This window comes from Leisingera sp. SS27, assembly GCF_028368855.1.
Taxonomy (GTDB): Bacteria; Pseudomonadota; Alphaproteobacteria; order Rhodobacterales; family Rhodobacteraceae; genus Leisingera.
In genome coordinates this window covers 81,696-100,581 of sequence record NZ_JAQNCY010000006.1, presented here as the reverse complement: position 1 = coordinate 100,581, position 18,886 = coordinate 81,696, and the positions used below count along the sequence as shown (strand labels likewise).

Sequence of the window (18,886 nt, the reverse complement as noted above, 5' to 3'; positions counted from 1 at the left end):
TTGCTTTGCAATCCTTTGGCAGGTCAGGGTGCAGGTGCGGCAGTTTTCAGCATATCCTTCAGGCCATCATCTCCGGCAATTCGCAGGCGGACCGGCAGGGTAATCACCTTGGAGCGGAAGCTGTCCGGCAGCCGGACAGCGTCCTTTTCGGTTGTGACAAGCTGCGCGTTCAGCAGCTTGGCCTCGTTTTCCAGCCGGTTCATCAGCGCAGGGGTCAGCGGCTGGTGATCGTCCAATGCCTCAGACCGGGCAATATCGGCGCCAAGGCCGCGCAGGGTGCTGAAAAATTTCTGAGGATGGCCGATTCCGGCAAAGGCCAGAACCCGGGTGCCGTGCCAAGGCATGCCGGTCTGCAACGGCTCCAGCGCGCCGGTGAAATGCGGCAGGCTGCAAAGCTGGCTGCCCCAGGCGGAAGAGAAGGATTGCTGGTCTATTTCCTGACCCAGCGACAAAACGGCGTCAGCCCGTTTCAGCCCGGTCGCAACCGGTTCGCGCAGGGGGCCTGCCGGCAGGCAGCGCCCGTTGCCGAACCCATGCTGAGCGTCGACGACTATCAAAGACAGATCCTTGGCGACTGCGGGATTCTGAAACCCGTCATCCAAAACGATGACTGTTGCCCCGGCATTTTCTGCAGCACGGGCGCCTGCGGCGCGGTCCTTGGCGACCCAGACCTCGCCAAAGGCTGCCAGCAGCAACGGTTCGTCACCGGTCTGCGCGGCTTTATGGCGGCCGGGAAAAACCTGAACCGGCCCCTCCAGCGTGCCGCCATAGCCGCGGGTGACCACATGCGGCTCATGCCCGAGGCTGCGCAGGGTCTCGAGCAGCCAAATTACAGTCGGCGTTTTGCCTGTGCCGCCAGCGTTCAGGTTGCCCACGCAAATCACCGGCACACCGACAGATTGCGGGTTGCCCTTGGCCAGCCGCGATGCGGTAGCGCGCGCATAAGCCCAGCCCATGGGTGCCAGCAGGGTTGACCGCAGATCGAATTTCTCCGGCGGCTTGTGCCAGAAATCAGGTGCCCGCATTACTGTCCTCGCGCTGATCCAAAAGGGCCTGGACCTTTTCCAGAAGTGTGTCTGTTGTGGCCGCACTTTCGGTAACGCTTTGCCAGCCGGCCAGGGCCATCTCGGCTGCCTTGTCCGGTGCCGAAAGCGCAACAACAGTGTCGGACATTTCGCCTTGTGTCTGCACCCTGGTTGCAGCGCCGGCCCTGCTCAGCCTCTCGTAAAGCTCCCGGTGGGCGTGGATGCCTGGACCATGCATCAGCGCAGATCCGAGTGCCGCGGCATCAAGCGGCGACTGGCCCTGGGCTGCCGGGTCAAGACTGCTGGCGATCAGCGCGACTGGCGACAAGCGATACCAGAGGCCAAGATCCTCGCCGGCGGTGAGCAGAACCTGGTTGTAGTCTTCCGGCTCGCCTCCGGCTTCCCAATCGGCAAAGGACAGGCCGCTGTTCTGCACCAGGTCACGGGCCGCTTCCAGATCCGAGGGATTGTCCAGAGCAACCACCAGCAGCAGGCGGTGCAGCAGCCGTAACGCGGACCGGTGAGCATCCAGTACGCGGGGCAGCTCGTCCAGTTTGACGTGGGCCGCCAGCCAGACCGGGCGGCTGCCCAGGGTTTGCTGCATGGAGGCCAGTTCATCGTCGTTGCAGCCTGGGGGAACGGCAGACACGCGAAGCTTACCGGCCATTTCCAGCCTTTCAGCCGGGAAACCCAGCCGGATCAGCCGGTCCCGAACCGTTTTTGATGGTGTCAGAATGCCAGTCAGGCTTTCAAGCATCCTGCGCCGCTGATCCGGCAGCCAGCGGCTGGTGCGGTGCGGCAGTTCATTGTCCAGAAGGTCGGCCAGAAGCACACCCGTTCCCTGGTCGCGCAAATGCCGCAGCATGACCCGCCGGGCCGGCGTGCCGGTCCAGATGCAGGCATCGGGCTGCCAATGCGCGACGAATTCGCGGGCCTCTGCCAGGGTGTCTTCCGCTAGCGGGCCGACAGGGACGTCGCAGCCGACAGTGCCGGTCAGATGCAATCCGGGTTCCCAGCTGGCCAGCACAGACAGATCCGGGCGCAGGGTCTTGAGACGGCGTCCGATGTCGCAAAGCGCAAGGTAGCGTTCCGGTGTGGACGCGTGCACCCAGAGCAGTTCACCAGGGGGGCGGGGCTGCAGCACCGCAGGGCGGCTGGAGTTTATGGTTCGCCGTTGCATCTGTTTCGATTTGATTTTTCCGGCCAAAGGTAGCTGCAACATGCGGTGTTGTCTGTGAAAATCTTGCGCCATGCCATTGCAGGCAGCGCAGATCGCATAAGCTGCGGCCAGTTCAATGTCCAGTGATGCCAGGTCCTGCCGGGTCCAGCGCCGCCATCAGCGCCGTGTGCAGGGGTGTGTTTCCGGCAACCACCCCGTTCAGAAGGGGATGCGGGTTGTTGAAGCGCAGCAGGCTGCCTGACCTGTTAGTGATGATGCCGCCGGCCTCGCGCACCAGGAGATCGCCGGCGGCAATGTCCCATTCCCAGCTCGGGCGCAGCGTCAGCATGGCTCCGAACCGGCCGTCCGCCACCTTGGCGAGCCGGTAAGCCAGTGAAGGCCGGTAGCTGCGGATGAACTCAGGCGGGGTGCCACCCTGCCAGTGGTGCGGCTGCAGATTTGGCTTGGCGGCCAGAATTTCCGTGTCTGCGAGCTCTGTCGCAGCGGAGATCCTGATCGGGCTGCCGTTGCAGGCGGCACCCTCTCCCTTTGCGGCTGTGTACATTAGCTCCCGCTGTGGCAGATAAATGACCGCAGCCGTGACCTCGCCTGCTTCGGCAATAGCGATGGAATGGGCCCAGGTGCGGGAGCCTTCGGCAAAGCTGCGGGTGCCGTCGATCGGGTCGATGATGAATACCCGCTCGCAGGCCAAACGGGCGGGGCTGTCCTCAGTCTCCTCCGACAACCAGCCGTAGCCGGGCCGCGCTTGCTGCAGCATGTCTTCCAGCATGGTGTTTACGGCCAGATCTGCTTCTGTCACCGGACCGGCGCCGCCGGGCTTGTCCCAGCGCTTGGCGTCGGGACCAGTATAGCGGCATGCAATGTCTCCGGCCTGTTCCGCCGCTTTTACAAGCAGGGAAAGGTCAGTTGCCGGCAAGGGTCATTCCTTCAACCAGCAGTGATGGCACCACGGATGACAGATACGTGCGCGCGTCATTGGCTGGCACAATCCGGCGCAGCATGTCGTGCAGGTTGCCTGCGATGGTGCATTCGTTGACCGGATAGGCGATCTCGCCGTTTTCCACCCAGAAACCGGATGCGCCGCGGGAATAGTCACCGGCGTTGGGATTGATTGTGGAGCCGATCATCGAGGTGACCAGCAGGCCAGTTCCCATCTGTGCGATCAGATCCTCGCGGCTGGCATCGCCTTGGGTCAGCGCAATGTTCCAAGTCGACGGCGAGGGCACACCGCCGATGCCGCGGGCAGCGTTGCCGGTGCTTTCCAGCCCCAGCTTGCGGGCAGAGGCAAGATCCAGCGTCCAGCCGGTCAGCACGCCGTTGTCGACAACCGTGCGCTTGCGGGTCGCCAGGCCCTCGCCGTCAAAGGGCCGGGAGCCGGAAATCCGCGGCCGATGCGGATCCTCAATCACAGAGAGTGTCTCGGGCAGCACCTGATGGCCGAGCGAGTCCTTCAGCCAGGAGGAGCCGCGGGCAATTGCGGCACCGTTGGCAGCGGACATCAGATGGCCGATCAGCGAAGAGGAAATGCGTTCATCAAACAGCACCGGGTAGCTGCCGGTTTTGGGCTTGCGGGCGCCGCTTCGGGCGACCGCGCGGTCACCTGCAGTGCGGCCAATTTCTTCAGCGCTGCGCAGATCCGCCTGAAAGGTTCGGGAATCGCCGTCGTGATCCCGCTCCATTCCCGTGCCTGTCCCCGCGATCCCGGTGCAGGAAAGAGACCGGCCAGTGCGCTGATAGCCTCCTGAGAAACCATTTGTGGCTGCCAGATGCACAACATGGCGGCCGTATCCGGCGGCCGCGGATTGCACCTGCGTGATGCCCTCTACCACCTGACAAGCAGATTCGGCAGCCAGTGCGTCCTCTTGCAGGGAAGCTGGCTCAGGCTCACCGCTTGTGTCTTCGAGTTCCAGCGCAGCCAAATCCCAATCCTTCGCCAGCTGAGACGGATCGGCCAGGCCTGCGTAGGGGTCTTCCGGTGCCTCCCTGGCCATGGCAACGGCGCGTTCGGCCATGGCCGCGATGGTTTCTGGCCGCATGTCGGAGGAAGAGACCATGGCCTGACGCTTGCCGATAAACACGCGCAGACCCAGATCGGTGCCCTCCGAACGTTCAGCGTGTTCCAGCTTGCCCTCGCGGACTTCGATGCTGAGGGAGCTGCCTTCGGCCGCCATGGCGTCGGCGGCATCCGCGCCGGCCTTGCGGGCGGCATCGATCAGGGCGTGGCAAAGCGCTTCGGGGGACTGGGTCATGGGCACCTTCTGTTCTGCTCTTTAAAAGAGCTATCCAGTGAAGCGACATGCCGCAAGTGCGGGGTGCAAAAAAGGGGCTGCGTGAGGCAGCCCCTTTCCAGATCTTCTAAAGGATTTGACGGTTACTTGATGCGCTGGCCGTTGGCGAGCACCTGGCCGTCTTCGGTGACTTCGATCTTGGAGGTCAGGGTGTCTTCACCTTCGCCCGGAACCGCCAGCATGCCCATCATCATCCGCGCGCCCATGGCGTCGCTGTCAGACATCAGGCCCATGCCGATCAGCTTGTCGATCAGGGTGTTTGCACCGACCAGTTTGAGGTTGGCCTCGCCTGCCGGTGCCGGCATGCCATCAAAGCTGGTCAGGTCATCATTGTTGAAGGTGAAGTCACCGGTGCCGGTCAGCTCGGCGCCTGCAGCGGAAACCTGCAGCTGCTTCACGGTCAGCGCGTTCAGCTCACCGGGCTGCTCCTCACCCATTTCCACGGCTTCCATGGCTTCCGGGTCGAACAGGTCAAACAGAACCTTGCCTTTGCCGGCCAGGTCCAGAATGACAGTTGCCGGGTCATGCGGCAGCTGGCCGGTCGGGTCGACCATGCCCCACAGCATTTCCGGAACAGCAAAGTCCCGCAGGGTAACGCCAAGTGCGAAGTCCTGCTCTTCTTCGGACTTGGCCAGCGGCATCATCAGTTTGAAGCCGGTCTCCGCCATGCTGAGCGCCAGCGGGAACGGGATCTCGGAGCCGGAGATGTTCACGTTGGTTGCAACCTGCGACACGTCATAGGTCAGGTGCTGCTTATCCATAGAAACGGTGAATGCACCGCCTTGCGAGTTGCTTTCCATGGCGAAGGATTCGCTGCCGTCCACACCCGAGATCGAACCATTGCCACCGGTGAAGGTGAAGGTGCCGTCGAAAGCAAAGCCAGCCTCCAGCAGCGCGGCCATGTCAGGGCTTTCCAGCCCCTCGGGAACGGTGCCGGTGCCGGTGAAGCTCAGGCCTTGCAGCGCGCCTTTAAATGCGCCCGTGCCGTCGCCTTCGGGATCATTGAAGCCCATGTCATAGCTGAGGCTGGAGGCGGTCATGGTCTGGTCGTAGCTGCGCCCCTCGGCAACCTTCATGGTGCTTTTGGTGACAACGTCGTTCATCTCGACCTGAACTTTTGCCACCTCTGCGGGCACTGGCTCGCCGTCCGCTGACAACTCATCCAGCGTCATGGTCACTTTGGAGGAGGCGTAGTCGTAGCTCATGTTTTCGGCATCACCGGCCACTTTCATCGGCGAACCGTCGTGGGAATAGATCAGCTTGCCCGAAAACGTCTCGCCGTCGCCGGAAAACGCAAAGCCCATCGGAAACTCGGCAGGCAGCAGCACATTGACGGTGCCGTCGCCGTTCTCAACGAACTGGACTTCGGGGAAGCTGATGGTGCCGGAGCCGTCTTCTTCGGGGATCGGCATGGCCATCGACACATCGGTTACAGTCAGGGTGTTGCCTGATACGGCCTCAGTGCCGGACACGGTGTATCCGGTGCTGGTCAAATACGCCTTCCAATCAGCCCAGACCTCCTGGGCGCTCAGGTCGGCGAGAGCGCCTTGAGCGGAAACAACCAAAATTGCCGCTGCGGCACCGCCGCGCGCAAGAAAAACGGACATTAGAGAACCTTTCTCTGAGAGATAATTGAAAACATCGTCGGCCCGGCGGGCGGTGCCGTCAAGGGGGCCTTGGGCTGGACCGTTCCCCCTAACCGCTTTACCACTTGGGTTATCAGTCACTTGGAGGTTGCGGGCATGGAATTCAACGGAAAAACAGTTGCAATTACAGGAGCCAGCCGCGGGATCGGCGCTGATGCGGCCCGTGTTTTTGCCGCTGCCGGGGCCAATCTGGCCTTGCTGGCAAGAAGTGCAGACGCACTGCATGACCTTGCGGAAGAGATTGGCAAGAATGTGCTGACATTTGCTTGCGACGTTTCTGACTACGCTTCCATTGAGGCCGCGCTGGGCGCGGCGCACCAGAAATTTGGCAGTTTGGACATCCTGATCAATAATGCCGGTGTGATCGAGCCGATTTCCCGGTTGGAGGACGCATCGCCGGAGGGCTGGGGTAAGCTGATCGACATCAACTTAAAAGGCGTGTTCAACGGTATGCGGGCTGCTCTGCCGCTGATGAAGCCATCGGGAGGCGGAACCATCATCACCGTCAGCTCCGGCGCGGCGCACCGGCCGCTGGAGGGGTGGAGCGCTTATTGCTCTTCCAAGGCAGGCGCAGCGATGCTGACCTCTGCGCTCGATCTAGAGGAGCGCGCAAATGGTATCCGCGCTATGGGCTTGTCGCCAGGAACTGTGGCGACCCAGATGCAGCGGGAGATCAAGGCCAGCGGCATTAACCCGGTGAGCGAGCTGGAATGGGAAGACCACATTCCGGCCGAATGGCCCGCCCGGACGCTTATGTGGATGTGCACGCCGGATGCAGATGACTGCATAGGTCAGGAAGTCTCTCTTCGTGAGGACGGCATCCGCCAGCGGGTGGGCCTGATATGATCGGGCTGGACATCGCGCAAAACGGGCTGTGGACTGTCACTGTCAACCGGCCGGACAAGGCGAACTCTTTGACACAGTCGATGCTGACGGAACTGGCAGAGATCGCCGAACGCGCGCAGGAGGCCCGTGGGCTTATCCTGACCGGAACAGGCAAGGTGTTCAGCGCCGGTGCCGATCTGGAGGAGGCGCGGGCAGGCCTTGCGACCTCGCCTGTATGGGAGCGGCTGTCGGCGGCAATGGCAGCAGTTCCCTGCCTCAAAGTAGCTGCGCTGAACGGCACATTGGCGGGTGGTGCAAATGGTATGGTGCTGGCCTGCGATATCCGTATAGCGGTGCCGTCGGCAAAGTTCTTCTACCCGGTCATGAAGCTCGGCTACCTGCCGCAGCCTTCGGATGCAGGTCGGATGTCAGCACTGATCGGGTCGGCCCGGACCAAGCTGATTGTGGCTGCCGGGCAGAAAATCACGGCACAGGAGGCCTACGATTATGGATTGGTGGACCGGATCGTTGAGCCGGAAGCACTGATGGACACAGCCCGTGATCTTCTTACGCATTCGCTGGAGGCCAATCCGGAGGTCGCGGCGGGCATCCTGCGGATATGCCGGTGAAGCGGCTTTCAGGGCTCCAGTTGCAAGTCGAAGACCCCAAGCGGCTGGCTGGCTTCTATGCGGATGTGTTTGGCATGAAGGCTTGGGCCGACGGCGAGATCTGGCGGGCCGGTTATGCAGGTGAAGACGCAGATCTTATCTTTCTGCCCGGTGGAACCCGGGCTCCTCATGCCCGCGATGAGCGCTTCTGGAAGATTGGCATCTGCCTGCCCAATCTGGATATTGCGTGTGAGCACTTGCGGCAAAAGGGCATAGAGGTATCGGCGCCGCATCAGTTTCGCGACATAGGTTATATGGCGCATCTGCATGATCCTGAAGGGTTCGCTTTGGAACTGTTGCAGCATGATTTCCTGTGCAACCGGCCTGACGGTGCTGGTGATCCTGCTCAGCTTCTGGGCGGCGGGGCTCATGTCGGGCAGATCACATTGCGGACCGGGGACATCGCCGCTGAGCTGATCCTTCACACGGACATGAAACTGCTATCGGTACAGGACGTGGCGGAGTTCGGTTTCGACCTGCATTTCCTGGCCTATACCGAAGAGACGCCGCCGGACCCGGACTTGCAGTCGGTGGCGAACCGGGAATGGCTGTGGCGGCGGCCCTACACAACGCTGGAATTTCAGCACATTCCCGGGGCGCAGCTGCGTGACAGCCCGGCCTTTAAGGGGCTTGAGATTAGTTAGCGCTTGCGCCGCTTGCCGGGCACGCGTGAGCGGAATTCCGGCGGGCGTTTCTGAACCCAGGCGATGAACTTTGCCAGCCGCGGATGGGCTTGCAGCGTTTCCGGTGTGTTGAAGTCGCGGGCCAGTTCCGCCTCTGTCAGCGTGGCGTGAATCTCGCGGTGGCAGATGTCATGCAGCAGAACGGTTGGTCCGCCCTTGCCTCCTTTCAGTTTTGGGATCAGATGGTGCAGGCTTTGCGGCGCGCCCTTTGGGATGGGGCGGCCGCACAGCGGGCAGTTCGGATCAGACATGCACAGGCCTCGGCTGGTTTCGTGCGGGCACTAGACACGCCGGCGGCAAGGGCTGGCAAGGGGATGGCATGACAGAGGCGTGGGACGCAGTGGTGATCGGAGCCGGGCCAGCAGGGCTGATGGCTGCCGAAGAACTGGGCCGCGCCGGGCACCAGGTGCTGGTGGCTGAGGCCAAGCCGTCAGCTGCCCGCAAGTTCCTGATGGCGGGAAAATCCGGCCTGAACCTGACCAAGGACGAACCTTTCGAACAGCTGATCACCCGCTACGGCGAGGCGGCGGACTGGCTGGCGCCGATGGTCCGGGCCTTTGATGCGAAGGCAGTGCAGACCTGGGCGCAGGGACTGGGGAGCGAGCTGTTCACTGGCTCCACCGGCCGGATCTTCCCGAAGGTAATGAAAGCGTCGCCGCTTTTACGGGCTTGGCTGGGCCGTTTGGGCGGCTATGGCGTGCAGATCCGCACCCGCTGGCGCTGGGCAGGCTGGGACGGCTCAGCTCTAACATTTGAAACGCCGGACGGTTCTGTGCGGATTGAGGCAGGTGCCGTTGTTCTGGCGCTTGGCGGCGCAAGCTGGGCGCGGCTGGGGTCGGACGGGGCGTGGCGGCCGCTGTTGCAGGAGCGAGCGGTAGAAGTCTCGCCATTCAAGCCTGCCAATGCCGGGCTGCTGGTGGAGTGGTCCAAGCATTTGGCACCGCAATTCGGCCAGCCGCTCAAAGGGATTGCGCTGCGGGCGGGCGGCCAGGTTTCGCGCGGTGAAGCGGTGATTTCGCAGCGCGGGCTGGAGGGCGGCGGCATCTATTCCGTCTGTGCCGTGGTGCGGGAGGGGGCGGTGCTGCATATGGATCTGCTTCCGGATCTGGAGGCTGCGGAAGTTGCCCGCCGCCTGTCGCGCCCGCGCGGCAAGGCGAGTCTCTCCAATCACTTGCGCAAGGCTTTGAAGCTGTCACCGGCATCCGTGGCGCTGCTGCAGGAATTCGGGCGCCCGCTGCCGCAGGAGGCGGTGGACCTGGCAAGGCTGATCAAGGCGCTGCCGGTGAAACACGCGGGTTTGCGCCCGTTGGACGAGGCGATTTCGGCCGCCGGCGGCGTCTGCCGCGATGCAGTGGATGGCAACCTGATGCTGAAACAAATCCCCGGAACCTTCTGCGCCGGGGAGATGCTGGATTGGGAAGCCCCGACGGGCGGTTATCTGCTGACCGCCTGCCTGGCCACCGGGCGGTGGGCCGGACGGGCTGCAGCGGATTACTTGGCGAGTTCGGCCACTCGCTGAAACGCCGGGCGTTCCCGCATCCTCTTGCCGTAGTCTTGCAGCTTTTCACCGTCGACCGGGAATTTTGCGCTGCGTGCCCAGTTCAGGCAATGGGTGCAGATGACATCGGCGACGGTGAACTCCTCTCCCATCAGGAAGGGGCCTGCCATCTTGCTTTCAAGGCGCGACAGGTTATGGGCAAACTCCCATTTCAGGCTGCCTTTCACCTCTGGCACCCGCTGTTCCTCCGGCAGGATGAAGCTATGCCGGGCCGCGGCCCAAAGGACGGCATCGACCTCGTCCAGCAGCAGATGGGTCATCGCGTCCTGTTTGGCGCGCGCAATTGTGCCCGCGGGGGCCGTCAGCGCGCCGTGCTTGTCAGCCAGATAGGTGAGAATAGCAGTCGAATCGGTGATGACCTCACCTTCCGCCTGCAGCACCGGCACCTTGCCAGAGACATTCAGCGCCTGCACTTCCGGACTGCGGGGGCCATGCTGATTCAGCTCATAGGGCTGCTCAAGCTCTTCAAGCGCCCACAGCACCCGAAAGGTGCGGGTAAGCGGAATACCGGTGACCGTATACATCGTCTTTCTCCTGTTCTTACCGTGCCATGATGGGCGGAGCTGTAAGGCGGTTCAAGCGGGACGGTGCGTTTCGGGATCAGCGGGCGCGGCTGAGCATGGCAAGCCGGATCAAAGCCCGCTCCATCAGGGCCAGCGCCGGCGCGGTCTGGCCGGCAGAACGCAGCGCCAGGTCGGTGTCGGTGATGATCGTCAGCGCAGTTTCCAGCCGGTTTGCCCCCCAGTTCTGGGCCTGCCGCAACATCCGGTCGCGGCGTTTGCCGTAGAGCGGCGGGCGCAGCTGACCGATGCCCTGGGCCGGGCCGCCGGGAGCGGAGGCGATGGTGTAGAGCGTGCGGAAATGCCGGGTGGCACCGATGCAGAGGGTCACGGCGTTGGTGCCCTGTGCCTGCAGGCGGCGGATCAGCGGGCCGATTTCGGGGCTGCGGCCCTCCGCGACCACGTTGAGCACGTCATCCAGCGCGGCTTCGGTCGACTGCGGGGCGACGGCGCCGATGTCATCCAGTGACAGCGGGCTGCTGTCGCCGTGTTTATATAGCGCCAGCTTCTCGATCATGCGGGAAAAGTCGCCGGGGCCGATGTCATTGGCGATATCGGTCAGCGCCGACATGCTGTCGCCGGGCACGTCGCGGATGCCGGCCTCGCCCAGAATGCGTTCGATCTCGGCACGCGAGGGCGGGTCGTCGTAAATGCCAACCGCATAGGCGTTGCCGTGGCCTTCAAACGCCTTGCGCAGTTTGGAGGACGCTTTCAGCTGGCCGGCCGTGACCACGATCTGCGCATCACCCGGCTGCCATTCCTCCAGAGCCGCGGTAATGGCGGGAGTGGCGGTGTCGTTGGCACCTTCGACAAAAACCGCCCGGACACCGGGAAAGAACCCGACCGCCTTGACCGCATCCAAAAGCTGTGCCGGATCCTTGCGCAGGTCGCCGCCTGGCAGGCGGGTCAGGCGCATTTCTTCCTCGGCGCCGGGGCCAAGCAGGGCGGCCAGCACCTGCTGCCGTTTCAAGGAAACGCGCATCGCGTCGGCGCCATAGATCAGGATGCCGGTCTTGCCGGGATCGGGCTTGGCGAAATAGCCGTCAGCTTCGCGCGGGGATAGCTTCATTCAGCAGCGGCGGAGAGATCCGCGGTTGCCAAAATCTGTGCCGTGATCTGGTCTGCCAGAACCACCATCAGCCGTTCATGCGCATCCCGTTCACCTGCCAGCGTTTCTATCGTGGTGCCGGTAGCAGAGTAGCCGGAGAAGTTCCGCACAGTGCCACTGGATGCAACTTTACCGTCAGACAAGCGGATTAGCGAAAAACTTGCGGTTCCGACGACAGAGTAACGGGTAATTTCGTTGTCCGCGGTAATTGCCTGACCTTCTTCCCGGGTGCTGAGCGTCAGATCAAGCGCATATGCAGGGCTGCTGCCCCGGCCCAGGCGCTGCTCAAGGTTCTGCACGAGGAAATAGGCGTCAGCTCCGCTGGCGCCCTTGATTTCCTCAGGGTCTTGAACTTCGATCCTGCCGTGCAGCTCAGACCCGGTTCCGCCTGGAGCGTAAACGGGTGTAAAGCCGCAGGCCGCAGCCGCCAGGGGCAGGGCCAGCAGCAGGGTTCTGCGATCAAGCAACGACATTCACAATCCGGCCCGGCACCACAATTACCTTTTTCGGAGCGCCGCCATTCAGCGCCTTCTGCACAGCTTCGTGTGCCAGCGCGAGTTTTTCAACCTCTGCTTTGTCCAGATCCTTGGCGACCTCGATCTCGCCGCGGCGCTTGCCGTTGATCTGGATCGGCAGAGTCACGGTGGCCTCGACCAGCATCGTTTCGTCCGCAACCGGCCAAGGTGCCATTGCGCAAAGGCCCTCGCCGCCCTGGTGGTTCCAGATGTCTTCCGCCAAGTGCGGGGTCATTGGCGACATCAGCTGGGCGAGAGTCATCACTGCTTCGCGCTGCGCCTTGTAGCCGGCCTTGGATTTGCTGAGTGTGCCAGTGAAGGCGTAAAGCTTGGCAATTGCTGCGTTGAAGCCGAAGGCATCGATGCCCAGTGTCACGTCGCGGATGCATTTATGCATCTCGCGCAGCAACTCCTCGTCTCCTTCACCTTCTGCGTTCCGATCCATTTCGCTGATCCGGTCGCACAGGTTCCAAACCCGGTTCAGGTGCTTATAGGCCGCCTCGGCACCGGAGGCGGTCCATTCCACATCCCGTTCAGGCGGCGAATCCGACAGCACGAACCAGCGGGCCGTGTCCGCGCCGAAAGACGAGATGATGTGCAGAGGGTCTACTACGTTGTTCTTGGACTTGGACATTTTAGCGGAGGGGATGATCTCCACCTCCGTGCCGTCCTTCAGGAAGCCCTTGCCGTCGCGCAGCTCCACTTCCTCGGGATAGTGGTAGACCGGGCGGTGATTGTTGCCGGTGGTCTTGTAGATCGCATGGGTCACCATGCCTTGGGTGAACAGCGCATCAAACGGTTCGGCCGATTTCTGGGGCAGGTGGCCGCAGATCTGCATCGCGCGGGCAAAGAAGCGGGAATAAAGCAAGTGCAGAATCGCGTGCTCGATACCGCCGATGTACTGGTCGACGTTCATCCAGTATTCGGCCTCTGCCATGTCGGTCGGGGTTTCTGCGCGCGGTGCGGTGAAACGGGCGAAATACCAGGACGAATCGACGAAGGTGTCCATGGTGTCGGTTTCGCGCAAAGCCGGCTTGCCGCAGGACGGGCAGGCGCAGTTGCGCCAGCTGGGGTGGCGGTCCAGCGGGTTGCCCGGCACCGAGAAGTCGATGGCCTTGCCGTCTTCGTCATAGGGCAGGGCGATCGGCAGATTCTCTTTCTTCTCGGGAACCACGCCGCAGTCTTCACAATGCACCACGGGAATCGGGCACCCCCAGTAGCGCTGGCGGCTCAGGCCCCAGTCGCGCAGGCGGTATTTGGTGACGCCCTGACCCCAGCCTGCCTTTTCCGCGTAGTCAACGGTGGCGTTGATGGCCTCCTCGCCGGTTGCCTCGGTCAGACCGGCGAAATGGTCGACCCAGCGGACCGTTTCGGTTTTTGCCGGCACAAAGGCTTCGTTTGCAACCGGAGTGTCATTGTCCAGCGCAAAGAACGTGTCGATGACAGGCAGATCATATTTGCGGCAGAAGTCCAGATCGCGCTGGTCATGCGCCGGGCAGGCGAAGATCGCGCCGGTGCCGTAATCCATCAGGATGAAGTTGGCGATCCAGACCGGCAGTTCCCACTCCGGGTTCAGCGGATGCTTGACGCGGATGCCGGTGTCATAGCCCAGCTTCTCGGCGGTCTCGATGGCTTCCTCGGTGGTGCCGCCCTTGCGGCACTCGGCGACAAAGGCTGCAACCTCGTCCGATTCGGTCTCCAGCGCCTTGGCGATGGGATGATCGGGCGAGATGCCGACAAAAGATGCGCCCATCAGTGTGTCGGGGCGGGTGGTGTAGACTTCAATCGGCTCACCGCCATCGGTGCGCTCAAACGAGAACTGCAGGCCGCGCGACTTGCCGATCCAGTTTTCCTGCATCAGGCGGACCTTGGCGGGCCAGTTTTCCAAGCCGTCCAGCGCCGACAGCAGTTCTTCGGAGAAATCGGAGATCTTGAAGAACCACTGGGTCAGCTCGCGCCGCTCCACCAGCGCGCCAGAGCGCCAGCCGCGGCCGTTCTCGACCTGCTCATTGGCCAGCACGGTCATGTCAATCGGGTCCCAGTTCACCACCGCGTTCTTGCGGTAGACCAGGCCCTTCTCCAGGAAGTCGAGGAACAGCGCCTGCTGCTGGCCGTAATATTCCGGGTCGCAGGTGGCAAACATCCGGCTCCAGTCCAGCGACAGGCCCAGCGGCTTCATCTGCTCGACCATGGTATCGATGTTCGAATAGGTCCAGTCCTTGGGGTGCCCGCCCGAGGCCATTGCAGCGTTCTCGGCCGGCATGCCAAAGGCGTCAAAACCCATCGGATGCAGCACGTTATGGCCAGTAGACAGCTTATAGCGCGCGATCACGTCACCCATCGTGTAGTTGCGCACATGCCCCATGTGCAGCTTGCCCGACGGGTAGGGGAACATCTCCAGCACATAGTACTTCGGCTTGCCGCCGGTACGCTTGGCCTGGAAGATCCCGGCCTTTTCCCAGGCGTCCTGCCATTTTGCTTCGATTTCGGTGGCGGAGTAACGCGGCATCAGAGCGGTCCTTTGCATAAAAACGCCGGGCTGGTGGCCCGGCGCTTCTGATAATGGGGTTTTGCTGGTGTTTCCAGAGGGCAGCGCGTCAGAGTTTTCCGTCAGCGATGCGCAGCTGGCGCGCGCGGGACAGAATGGCATCCTCGACCGCGCGGGTGGTGCTGGCGCTGACCGGGCCGCCTTTGGATTGCAATGCAACATTCAGGGAGCGTGCGTCCAGCGCCGGATCCTTGATGTGAATGGTGGCGCGGTACGAACGTCCGCCGCCGGGCGGGGTACCGTAACCAGTCACGATCACTCCGGTGAAGGGGTCAACCGACTGAACCGGCAGGAAGCTCAGCACATCCAGGCTGGCGGTCCACAGGTAACGGTTTACCTGAACGGTCTGGTCTGGCTTGGCATTCAGGAAGTCAAAGACGGAGGATTTCGTCGCTTCGCCTTGGATCTCTTCCTTGTGGCTGGTGGTCCGGGCTGTGCTTGCCGGCGCCTTGCCGCTTCTGTTGCCGCCGCACGCCGCCAGGCTGAGACAGATCGCGCCGATCACTGATACCCGCAGGGTCTTTCCGAATTTCATAACCGCTCCCGGAGCCATTTTTCTGCGCGAACACCTAACGCAAGCGGCGCCGGCGGAGCAAGGGCTTTGGTCTCTATGACTCTGCTCCTGCGTAGGATTTCATATGTTGGGTGCTTCCTGAAGTGCGGATCAGGGCTGATTCAGGCACCCAGGCAGGGTGGACTGTGGCAAAGCTGCACCATCCACAGCCGCATCGTTTCGCCCGGCTTTCGCAAGTCTTGCCAAAACGGGGGCGAAAGAGCGAAACCCCTTGGCATACCCACGCCGGATTCCCCGGTTTGGGCAGTGGAATAGAAACCGAGGGAAAAACTATGAAAAAGGTTCTCTTCGCGACCACCGCGCTGATCGCCACCGCAGGCATGGCCGCGGCAGAAGTTAAAGTGTCCGGCTATGGCCGCTTTGGCCTGGACTGGAACGAAGCAAACGACGCAGTTGCCGGCCGTTCCGACACCAACATCACCAGCCGTTTCCGTCTGCAGTTCGACGCGTCGACCGAAACTGATGGTGGCGTGACCGTTGGTGGCCGTATCCGTGCCCAGGCCGAAAGCCGTGACGGCACCCCGGGTGTGGCTGCATGGTCCGCACCGCAGTTCCACGTCGCATACGGCGGCCTGCGTGTGAACGTTGGCAACATCTGGGGCGCGATCGACTCCGCACCGGGCCTGTACCTGAACACCACCTCTGTTGGCACCGGCATCGACGGCATGGGCTTCAACTCCCTGGCCATCGGCAACAACTTCAACTGGGACACCTTCACCTCCGCAGGCGCTGGCCGCAACGGTGTTGAAGCACTCTACTCTGCAGGCGGCTTCTCCGGCCACATCTCCTACTCTCAGTCCAACGGTGGCACCACCCTGGGTTCCGCAGACGGCCTGCAGCGTACTGCTGTGATGGTGAGCTACTCCTTCGGTGACTACTTCGTGACCGGTGCATACCAGTCCGAAGACAACGGTGCAGTTGTAACCAAGACCGACGGCAGCACTGAGAGCTCCGGCGACGGCATGGGCTTCTTTGCAATCGGCGGCGACTTCGGTCAGTTCGGTGCAACCCTGTCCTACGGCACCACCGAAACTGCTGACTCTGTGACCCTGGCAGGTGAAGCCGAAATCGGCGCAGCCTCGAACATCGTTGCGTGGGTGAACTCCACCGACATCGAAACCGACGTTGTTACTGGCATGGACCGCACCGACGGCACCTCCTTCGGCATCAACTACGAGTATGACCTGGGCGGCGGCGTGACCTTCGTTGCTGGCTACGTGAACACCGCAGCCGACACCAACGACAACTCCCTGCAGGCAGGTCTGCACTTCAGCTTCTAAGCTGAAGCACGCCTAGCGTGAATTTCGGGGCGGGTTCCTTCGGGACCCGCCCTTTCTTTTGCCCCTTAACATTTCCCGGCAAACAGTGTTCTTTGCGGCCAAACAGTGATGAGGCCGGACCCATGCCGCTTGCAGAGATCAAATCCAGAATTGCCAAGGCTGAAGCCAAGGTTGGCCGCGCGCCAGGCAGCGTGCAGCTGATTGCGGTGTCTAAGGTGCAGCCGAATGAGCGGGTGGAAGCGGTGCTGCAGCAGGGCCACCGCTGCTTTGGCGAGAACAAGGTGCAGGAGGCAGCCGGCAAATGGCCGGATTTCGCTGAGCAATTCGACGGGATTGATCTGCACCTGATCGGCCCCTTGCAAACCAACAAGGCCCGCCAGGCGATGGAGCTGTTTGACAGCATCCATTCGGTGGACCGTCCCAAACTGGCCAATACAATTGCGCGCTTGGCGCAGGAGCTGGGGAAATGCCCGGACCTGTTTATCCAGGTGAACACTGGCGAAGAGGAGCAGAAAGCAGGCGTGATGCCAGCCGATGCGGATACCTTTGTTGCCGAGTGCCGCAAGCTGGATCTGCCGGTGAAGGGCCTGATGTGCATCCCGCCAGTGGTTGAGGAGCCAGGTTTGCATTTCGCGCTGCTTGCCAAGATCGCAGAGCGGAATGACTTGCAAGGCCTGTCCATGGGGATGAGCGGAGATTTCGAGACAGCGATTGCCCTTGGTGCGACGCACGTAAGGGTCGGATCAGCAATTTTCGGCGAACGCACGTACTGAAGCGAATTCTTTTGAAAAGCTCAGGCGCCAGCCAAATCAGGAACAATGATCTTTGTGCCGATTTGCACCCTGGCAGCGAGCCAGTGAAGGTCCGTTCTGGAAAAAGCGATACACCCTTCTGTGGGGTAACCGGGGCGGCGCCACTGATGGATGAAAATGGCTGATCCCTTGCCGGGAATGGCATCTGGCCAGTTCCAGTCGGTGATCAGAACCAGATCGTACAGCGGGTCTGCGCGGCGCAGGTTTTCATGGCTGAAACCATAGGGTGCCCGCACCTGAAGGTTATAGAAGGCATCTGCGGAATCATCTGACCATAGGTCTCGGGGGCCAATCGGGACCGCCCAAGGAGCCGGCCGGGGCATGCGGTCCGGCCTGAAAAACATCCCTGCTATTCTGTGCGTTCCCACCGGCGTCGCACCATCGCCTTCACGCTTGTTACCTGACAGCCCGCCTCTGCCGATTGTGCAGGGCAGCATCCGTCCCATAAAACGGACGCCTGCCGGGGTCAGGACCAAATCAGCAGGCGTCACTACAGCATATGCCCGGACTTGCGGGCCTTGGTGGCCAAATAATGCTGGTTATGGGCGTTTTCCCCCACTTTCAGTGGCACCCGTTCAGTCACTTGAATGCCCGTTTTTTCCATCATTGCGATCTTGTTCGGGTTGTTGGTCAGCAGCCGCACCTGTGAGAAGCCCATTTTCTTCAGGATGGCAGCGCCAAGCCGGAAATCCCGTTCATCATCTTCAAAGCCGAGCCGGTGGTTGGCTTCTACTGTGTCAAAGCCCTGGTCTTGCAGTGAGTAGGCCCGCATCTTGTTGGCAAGGCCAATGCCGCGGCCTTCTTGATTGAGGTACAGAAGCACACCTGCGCCTTCTGTTCCCATTTGTGCCAAAGCACCGTGCAATTGCGGTCCGCAGTCGCATTTCAAAGAACCCAGAACATCACCGGTGAAACACGCCGAATGCAGTCTGGCAAGGACTGGTTTGCTGCGGTCAGGCCGGCCGATTTCCACCGCATAGTGCTCTTCCGCACCATCTTCGGGACGGTAGATATGGAGCCGCCCAGCCTCGGCAGCCGTCATTGGCAGGCGGGCAGCTGCCACCGGATGCAGCGGGGAGCTTTCGCTCAGCAGTGGTTCCGCCGCACTGCGTGAAATGAGCGTCAGACCGTGGCTTGCCGCAAATGCCGAGGAACCGTTCAAAGGCACAAGAACGGCAGCCGGCAGCATGCGGGCGGATTTTGCTAAGGCAATTGCGAGCCTGTGCAGATCGGCACTGCCGCCACGCACGCTGGAAAGCGGGCCTTTCATCGGTGTATCCAGATCACCCGACGGGTCTGCAAGCGCCTGGATCCATTTGCGCCCTTCGGATGCTGGCACTTCCACACGCGCAGTATCTTCGTCATAAACCCGCGCCTTTAGCGTTTTCGCGCGACGCGCGGTCAGAGCCAGGGACAATGGCCCCAGGGACCGTAAGTCCGAAAGGCGTGCGTCGGTAAGAGCTTCCACGGCAATCGCCAGTGCGGCCTCGCTTCCGTTGGTCAAGACAACCGGCAGTCCCATGCGCAGATCGACCCGGGCACGGGCCAACAGTTCGATCATTGTGGGCATCAGGCTCATGCGGGGTTTCCGATGTTATTTTGTAACAAAGCTCGCT

At 62.0% G+C, this 18,886-nt stretch carries 19 protein-coding genes and 1 pseudogene; 7 read left to right on the top strand and 13 right to left on the bottom strand.

The window, feature by feature from the left end; genetic code table 11:
* Positions 1-23 precede the first annotated feature (23 nt).
* The 5 genes from lpxK to N6L27_RS14080 all read right to left on the bottom strand — a co-directional run bounded on the left by lpxK (position 24) and on the right by N6L27_RS14080 (position 6,100).
* Positions 24-1,025 carry a tetraacyldisaccharide 4'-kinase gene (gene lpxK / locus N6L27_RS14100; protein WP_271907934.1) on the bottom strand — a complete coding sequence of 334 codons (1,002 nt, stop codon included), beginning with the start codon at positions 1,023-1,025 and terminating at the stop codon, positions 24-26.
* Positions 1,012-2,205 (bottom strand): 3-deoxy-D-manno-octulosonic acid transferase, encoded by a 1,194-nt coding sequence (locus N6L27_RS14095; RefSeq protein WP_271907933.1) that lies wholly within the window; start codon positions 2,203-2,205, stop codon positions 1,012-1,014. The genes lpxK and N6L27_RS14095 overlap by 14 nt, the downstream gene beginning before the upstream one ends.
* Positions 2,206-2,317: 112 nt before the next feature.
* Complete coding sequence (locus N6L27_RS14090; RefSeq protein ID WP_271907932.1) at positions 2,318-3,121, bottom strand: inositol monophosphatase family protein; 804 nt, start codon at positions 3,119-3,121, stop codon at positions 2,318-2,320.
* Positions 3,108-4,454, bottom strand: coding sequence for a TldD/PmbA family protein (locus tag N6L27_RS14085; protein WP_271907931.1), 1,347 nt, complete (start codon positions 4,452-4,454; stop codon positions 3,108-3,110). The genes N6L27_RS14090 and N6L27_RS14085 overlap by 14 nt, the downstream gene beginning before the upstream one ends.
* A gap of 122 nt (positions 4,455-4,576) precedes the next feature.
* A complete protein-coding gene (locus N6L27_RS14080) occupies positions 4,577-6,100 on the bottom strand; it encodes a DUF2125 domain-containing protein (RefSeq protein ID WP_271907930.1) in 1,524 nt (507 codons plus the stop codon).
* Between the two features lie 135 nt (positions 6,101-6,235).
* Between N6L27_RS14080 and N6L27_RS14075 the strand changes: the two genes are divergently transcribed.
* The 4 genes and pseudogenes from N6L27_RS14075 (at position 6,236) to N6L27_RS14060 (ending at position 8,276) form a co-directional block, all read left to right on the top strand.
* Positions 6,236-6,985, top strand: a complete 750-nt coding sequence (locus N6L27_RS14075) for an SDR family oxidoreductase (RefSeq protein WP_271907929.1) — start codon at positions 6,236-6,238, stop codon at positions 6,983-6,985.
* Positions 6,982-7,593, top strand: a complete 612-nt coding sequence (locus tag N6L27_RS14070; protein ID WP_271907928.1) for an enoyl-CoA hydratase/isomerase family protein — start codon at positions 6,982-6,984, stop codon at positions 7,591-7,593. The genes N6L27_RS14075 and N6L27_RS14070 overlap by 4 nt, the downstream gene beginning before the upstream one ends.
* Positions 7,584-7,868: pseudogene (locus N6L27_RS14065) on the top strand (VOC family protein); the annotation flags it as partial. The gene N6L27_RS14070 and the pseudogene N6L27_RS14065, both read left to right, overlap by 10 nt.
* Positions 7,869-8,063: 195 nt before the next feature.
* Positions 8,064-8,276, top strand: a complete 213-nt coding sequence (locus N6L27_RS14060) for a hypothetical protein (RefSeq protein ID WP_241482658.1) — start codon at positions 8,064-8,066, stop codon at positions 8,274-8,276.
* Here the strand turns inward: N6L27_RS14060 and N6L27_RS14055 are convergent.
* Positions 8,273-8,566: an HNH endonuclease gene (locus N6L27_RS14055; RefSeq protein ID WP_271907927.1), complete on the bottom strand. Its 294-nt coding sequence runs from the start codon at positions 8,564-8,566 to the stop codon at positions 8,273-8,275. The genes N6L27_RS14060 and N6L27_RS14055 overlap by 4 nt on opposite strands.
* A gap of 68 nt (positions 8,567-8,634) precedes the next feature.
* Here N6L27_RS14055 and N6L27_RS14050 point away from each other — a divergent pair, with 68 nt between their 5' ends.
* On the top strand, positions 8,635-9,834 hold the full coding sequence (locus tag N6L27_RS14050) for a TIGR03862 family flavoprotein (RefSeq protein WP_271907926.1): 1,200 nt from the start codon (positions 8,635-8,637) through the stop codon (positions 9,832-9,834).
* On the opposite strand, the gene N6L27_RS14045 is transcribed toward N6L27_RS14050, so the two are convergent.
* The 5 genes from N6L27_RS14045 to N6L27_RS14025 form a co-directional block, all read right to left on the bottom strand.
* Positions 9,807-10,397 (bottom strand): glutathione S-transferase family protein, encoded by a 591-nt coding sequence (locus tag N6L27_RS14045; RefSeq protein ID WP_271907925.1) that lies wholly within the window; start codon positions 10,395-10,397, stop codon positions 9,807-9,809. The two genes, N6L27_RS14050 and N6L27_RS14045, sit on opposite strands and share 28 nt — an antisense overlap.
* Positions 10,398-10,473: 76 nt before the next feature.
* Positions 10,474-11,502, bottom strand: coding sequence for a DNA polymerase III subunit delta (gene holA, locus N6L27_RS14040; RefSeq protein ID WP_271907924.1), 1,029 nt, complete (start codon positions 11,500-11,502; stop codon positions 10,474-10,476).
* A complete protein-coding gene (gene lptE / locus N6L27_RS14035) occupies positions 11,499-12,014 on the bottom strand; it encodes an LPS assembly lipoprotein LptE (RefSeq protein WP_271907923.1) in 516 nt (171 codons plus the stop codon). The genes holA and lptE overlap by 4 nt, the downstream gene beginning before the upstream one ends.
* A complete protein-coding gene (gene leuS, locus N6L27_RS14030) occupies positions 12,001-14,565 on the bottom strand; it encodes a leucine--tRNA ligase (protein WP_271907922.1) in 2,565 nt (854 codons plus the stop codon). The genes lptE and leuS overlap by 14 nt, the downstream gene beginning before the upstream one ends.
* 88 nt (positions 14,566-14,653) lie before the next feature.
* A complete protein-coding gene (locus tag N6L27_RS14025) occupies positions 14,654-15,139 on the bottom strand; it encodes a DUF3576 domain-containing protein (RefSeq protein ID WP_271907921.1) in 486 nt (161 codons plus the stop codon).
* Positions 15,140-15,450: 311 nt separating this feature from the next.
* Here N6L27_RS14025 and N6L27_RS14020 point away from each other — a divergent pair, with 311 nt between their 5' ends.
* Positions 15,451-16,458, top strand: coding sequence for a porin (locus N6L27_RS14020; RefSeq protein WP_271907920.1), 1,008 nt, complete (start codon positions 15,451-15,453; stop codon positions 16,456-16,458).
* Between the two features lie 122 nt (positions 16,459-16,580).
* Positions 16,581-17,231 (top strand): YggS family pyridoxal phosphate-dependent enzyme, encoded by a 651-nt coding sequence (locus tag N6L27_RS14015; RefSeq protein ID WP_271907919.1) that lies wholly within the window; start codon positions 16,581-16,583, stop codon positions 17,229-17,231.
* A gap of 20 nt (positions 17,232-17,251) precedes the next feature.
* Here the strand turns inward: N6L27_RS14015 and N6L27_RS14010 are convergent, their stop codons facing one another.
* Both N6L27_RS14010 and ribA read right to left on the bottom strand, forming a co-directional pair.
* Entirely contained in the window at positions 17,252-17,761 is a 510-nt protein-coding gene (locus N6L27_RS14010; protein ID WP_271907918.1) for a L,D-transpeptidase family protein, read from the bottom strand.
* Positions 17,761-18,849: a GTP cyclohydrolase II gene (gene ribA / locus N6L27_RS14005; RefSeq protein WP_271907917.1), complete on the bottom strand. Its 1,089-nt coding sequence runs from the start codon at positions 18,847-18,849 to the stop codon at positions 17,761-17,763. Before ribA ends, N6L27_RS14010 begins: the two co-directional genes overlap by 1 nt.
* Between the last annotated feature and the right edge of the window lie 37 nt (positions 18,850-18,886).